This window comes from Ilyobacter sp., assembly GCF_041583315.1.
Classification (GTDB): Bacteria; Fusobacteriota; Fusobacteriia; order Fusobacteriales; family Fusobacteriaceae; genus Ilyobacter.
In genome coordinates this window covers 1-4,640 of the sequence record NZ_JBFHGC010000204.1, presented here as the reverse complement: position 1 = coordinate 4,640, position 4,640 = coordinate 1, and the positions used below count along the sequence as shown (strand labels likewise).

Here is a 4,640-nt window from a genome sequence, read left to right as displayed (position 1 = left end):
TCACGCAGAGGCCTCCTCTGAAAAAGTAGCCATGGGATGGTTTTTAGACGGGAGAGTCTCCCTTGTATTCGGGACTCACACTCATGTACAGACATCAGATAGCAAGATACTTCCCAAAGGGACAGGATATATAACAGATGTAGGTATGACAGGGTCTCAAAACGGTGTAATAGGCATGAAGGTAGAGTCCATAATTCCAAAATTTTTGACATCTCTTCCTCAAAAATTTGAGGTGGCAGAGGGAAATGAGAGATTAAACGGATTGGATATAGAAATTGATTCAAAAACAGGTGTTTGTAAAAAAATAGAGAGACTGGACTTGTCGAAAGACGACATAGATGCTCTTTAAAGAGGAGTAAAAAATTATGAAAATATTAGTATCAAATGATGACGGGATTTATGCTGAAGGAATAAGAGTTTTGACCAAGGCACTGAAAGGCGGGGGACATGAAGTATACGTGGTAGCCCCTATAGAGGAACAGAGCGGTACCGGGCACGGAGTAACCCTGCACATGCCTCTCAGATACTCAAAGGCAGAAAGAGACGGGGAATTTTTCGGATACTGGGTGAGCGGGAAACCTGCAGACTGTGTAAAGGTAGGCTGCGGTCATCTTTACAAGGATATAGAGTTTGATTTTGTAATAGCAGGGATAAACAGAGGTGCAAACCTTGGAACAGATGTATTTTATTCTGGTACTTTTGCAGCAGCATCTGAAGGGGTCTTTTACAACAATAAAGCCATAGCAATATCCCTAAATGACCCGGATAACAGTCCTTACTTTGAAAGTGCGGCTGACTTTTTGGTGGATTATCTTGATAAAATTGCAGAGCTTGAATTTCCAACAGGGACACTTTTGAATATAAACGTCCCAAATCTTCCTACAGAGGAGATCAAGGGATATAAGTATACCTGTTTCAGCAACAGGAAGTTTGAAGACAACCTGGTGGAAAGAATAGACACCCAGGGAAATAATTACTACTGGCTGGGAGGAAAACCCGGTGACGGGAATAATGAGCCAAATACAGATTCGGTAGTTGTAAAGGATGGTTATATATCCATAACACCTGCAAAGATGGATCTTTATTTTAAAGAGTTTTCTGAAACAATAAAGAATTATTAAGGAGATATTATGAAACTTATAGAGGCTAAAATTATTTTTGATGCCGATGATATAAAAAGAACCCAGGAGGAGATAGAGGGAATATTCTACGGATTTGGTGCCCAGGGTCTGAAAATAGAGGAACCTCTAAAGAATAAAAATCCTTTGGACTATTACAGAGATGAAAGACAGTTTCTCATGAGGGAATATTCCATATCTACATATTTTCCCATGAATTTTTATGCAGACAGAAAAAAAGAGATGTACAGGAAGGCCTTTGAGGAAAAATTTCAAGAGAGAGAGGATGTGATTTACTCTCTGGATTTTTATGAGCTTGAAGAGGAAGATTATCAAAATGCCTGGAAAAAATATCTTTATCCGGAGAAGGTCAGCAGAAGATTTGTGGTGAAACCTACATGGAGAGAATATGAAGCTATAGGGGATGAGGTTGTCATAGAACTAGATCCTGGAAGAGCCTTTGGTACAGGCTCACATCCTACTACATCACTGTGCCTGAAACTCATGGAGGACTACATAAAAGGCGGGGAAAGCGTAATAGATGTAGGTACAGGCTCAGGTATCCTTATGGTAGCTGCAGACAGACTGGAAGCAGATGAGATATGGGGAGTGGATATAGATGAACTGGCTGTGGAATCCACCAGAGAAAATCTGGAACTCAACGGAATTGATCCTGGAAAAAGCATGGTTTTCAAAGGAAATCTGATGGATGTAGTAAAGGATAAGAAATTTGATGTAGTGGTGGCTAACATACTGGCTGATGTGATACTGATGCTTCTTGATGATATGGCCAGAGTTATAAAAAAAGATGGTCTGATTATACTTTCCGGAATAATAGAAGATAAGGTCAGTGAGGTAGAGAGAAAAATAAAGTCGGCAGGCTTTGAAATATTGGAAGTGAAAAAAGATAAAGAGTGGCGGGCTATAGCTGCTAGAGCATAGAGTACAGCGAGAATAGGAGTGTTTCTAAATGAGTAATTTCATCGTAGCAGTAGACGGTCCGGCAGGCAGCGGAAAGAGTACAATCTCAAAGCTGGTTGCTGAAAAATATAAACTCACATACCTTGATACAGGGGCTATGTACAGAATGGTGGCTTTTTACAGTCTGGAAAAGGGAGTGGACCTTGACAGTCCGGCAGAAGTAGAACTAATGTTAGAAAATATAAAAATAGATATAGAGGGAGATAAGTTTATCCTAAACGGGATAGATGTTTCCCAGGAAATAAGAACCCCGAGGGTGACTTCTGTAGTTTCCAAGACAGCTTCTATAAAAGCTGTAAGAGAAAAACTTGTGGAACTTCAGAGGGAAATAGGCAACGGAAAAAGAGTCATTCTAGACGGCAGAGATATAGGAACGGTAGTTTTTCCAGATGCCCATCTGAAGGTTTTTTTAGTAGCCAGTCCAGAGGAAAGAGCCAAAAGAAGACTGAAAGAATATGAAGAAAATGGAATAGAGTCAGATTATGAATCTGTGTTAGGGTCTATAAAAGAGAGGGATCACATTGACTCGACAAGAGAGGAAAGCCCTCTTAAAAAAGCAGATGATGCCATAGAGGTGGATACAAGTTTCCTAAGTATAGAAGAAGTTTCTAACAAAATATCAGCTCTCATAAGAGAAAGAATCTAAAGGAGAAAGCAATGTACAGAAAAAAGGGTTTTTTCATAGGTGCAATATTATTGGTTTTGATTTTAGGCTTAGTTTTAAAATCTGTAAAAAAAGATAATTATACAAAAAAAATGGAAATAAGTACAGTGCAGGAACTACAAGAACTTGAAAATACTCTGGAATCGCTGAAGGAGAAGGACGGAGTAGAGATAATAGAAACAGGTGACAGATACCAGATTGAGCTAGAGGAAGGGACAGAGCTAGGTCTGGTTGAAACCCAGGCTCTGAGAGCTGAAAGCAGTATAGAGGGTGATACAGAGAAAATACTCTATAGGGACTTCCGTGGAGAGGAAAAAATGGTGATAGAACTTCATTACTACGCCCCGACTCCTATACCAATGCCTGTATTGATACCAGAAAAACCCAAGCCTGCTCCTAAGAAGGGTTATCACGGAAAACTCTCCATACTCATAGATGATGTGGGAATGAACACTCAGACTGCAGATATTTTCGGAGAAATAAAAAAACCTGTATCCTTTGCTACAATACCTTTTCTCCCTAGAAGTTCTGAAGCCACTAAAAAACTCAGAAACTACGGCTTTGAGGTGATACTTCATATGCCTATGGCAGGGTCTAACGATTCGCTAAATTCCAGAACTGAAGGAATAATCATGCCTGAGATGACAAAGGAAGAGGTCTACACCAGATTTGACAAGGCCATTGCTGATGTAGGTGAGATGAAAGGCTTTAATAATCATATGGGATCCAGATTTACAGAGGATGCTTTTCAAATGAAAAGTCTTCTTAAGTATGCAAAAAACAAAAATATGTTTTACATCGACAGTAAAACTACCTCAAAAAATAAAGGGTATGCCATAGCCAAGGAACTAGGGGTTCCTACATATTACTGCTCTAAATTTTTAGATAACAGTAAAGAGGTGGAGGATATCAAAAAAGAGATAAAATCCGCAGTGAAAATGGCAAAAGACGGAGGAAAGCTTCTGGCGATAGGTCATTATCACAAAAATATGGCTGTGGCTCTGAAATCTATGACGAACTACATAGAAAATGAGGGTGTAGAGCTGGTATACGTGAGAGAAGTTTTGGAATAGAATTTTATATACCCATTAAAATGGGTATATTTTTTTGGAGAGAAATAAAATAAAATGAAAAAAGGAGAGGAAGATGTTTTATAACCTTTCAAAGATGATTATCTATATACCTCTTTTTATTATATCTGCTTTCAATGGGAAACTCAGAAGATTCCTTAAAAAAAGAATTTTTCAGAAGATCCAAATAAAAAACCCAGGGAAAGATTATGTATGGGTTCACTGTGCCTCTGTGGGGGAGGTAAATCTTTCAGAGAGCCTGGTGAGAGAATTTCTTGGAAATACAGACCTTAAAGTGCTCATAACCATGATGACAGATACAGGAAGAGCTGCTGCAGAGGGGAAATATAAAGATGATAAAAATGTAGATCTTCTTTATTTTCCGCTTGATGATTTTTTTAAGATAAGAGAGATACTGTCTAAAATAAATCTCAAAACTCTCATAATTATAGAGACTGAAATATGGCCCAATTTAATAAAAGAAGCTTCTAAAAAGGCCAAGGTGATTTTTGTAAATGGCAGGATATCTGACAAATCCTTTAAATCCTATAAAAGAATATCTTTTTATCTAAAAAGGCTTTTTTCAAGGGTAGACCTTTTTCTTATGCAGACAGAAGAGGATAGCGAAAGAATTGTGGGTATAGGGGCTCCTGCTGAAAAAGTGGAGAATTTCGGAAACCTGAAGTTTGATGTAAAGCTTACTGATTTTACAGAGAAGCAACTTATTGAAATAAGGAAAAAACTTGGACTTGAAAAGAAGAAGATATTTGTGGCCGGAAGTACAAGAAACGATGAAGAGGAGTATAT

At 38.4% G+C, this 4,640-nt stretch carries 6 protein-coding genes; all 6 read left to right on the top strand.

Annotation, left to right across the window (positions count from 1 at the left end; all coding sequences use genetic code 11):
• A partial coding sequence (locus ABZA26_RS08210) for a YmdB family metallophosphoesterase (RefSeq protein ID WP_372714041.1) occupies positions 1-349 on the top strand: 349 nt, incomplete at its 5' end.
• 16 nt (positions 350-365) lie between these two features.
• Positions 366-1,121, top strand: coding sequence for a 5'/3'-nucleotidase SurE (gene surE / locus ABZA26_RS08205; protein WP_372714040.1), 756 nt, complete (start codon positions 366-368; stop codon positions 1,119-1,121).
• A gap of 9 nt (positions 1,122-1,130) precedes the next feature.
• On the top strand, positions 1,131-2,060 hold the full coding sequence (gene prmA / locus ABZA26_RS08200; protein WP_372714039.1) for a 50S ribosomal protein L11 methyltransferase: 930 nt from the start codon (positions 1,131-1,133) through the stop codon (positions 2,058-2,060).
• Positions 2,061-2,088: 28 nt separating this feature from the next.
• Positions 2,089-2,745: a (d)CMP kinase gene (gene cmk, locus ABZA26_RS08195; protein ID WP_372714038.1), complete on the top strand. Its 657-nt coding sequence runs from the start codon at positions 2,089-2,091 to the stop codon at positions 2,743-2,745.
• A gap of 11 nt (positions 2,746-2,756) precedes the next feature.
• The gene (locus tag ABZA26_RS08190; RefSeq protein WP_372714037.1) at positions 2,757-3,836 is read left to right on the top strand and encodes a divergent polysaccharide deacetylase family protein; all 1,080 of its coding nucleotides are present in this window, start codon (positions 2,757-2,759) and stop codon (positions 3,834-3,836) included.
• 73 nt (positions 3,837-3,909) lie between these two features.
• Positions 3,910-4,640: 3-deoxy-D-manno-octulosonic acid transferase (locus tag ABZA26_RS08185; protein ID WP_372714036.1), on the top strand; the 731-nt coding region annotated here is incomplete at its 3' end.

Excerpts from the sequence above, each read along its gene's own strand:
- surE (WP_372714040.1), top strand. The coding sequence starts at position 366 with ATGAAAATATTAGTATCAAATGATGACGGGATTTATGCTGAAGGAATA.
- ABZA26_RS08190 (WP_372714037.1), top strand. The coding sequence starts at position 2,757 with ATGTACAGAAAAAAGGGTTTTTTCATAGGTGCAATATTATTGGTTTTG.
- cmk (WP_372714038.1), top strand. The coding sequence starts at position 2,089 with ATGAGTAATTTCATCGTAGCAGTAGACGGTCCGGCAGGCAGCGGAAAG.
- prmA (WP_372714039.1), top strand. The coding sequence starts at position 1,131 with ATGAAACTTATAGAGGCTAAAATTATTTTTGATGCCGATGATATAAAA.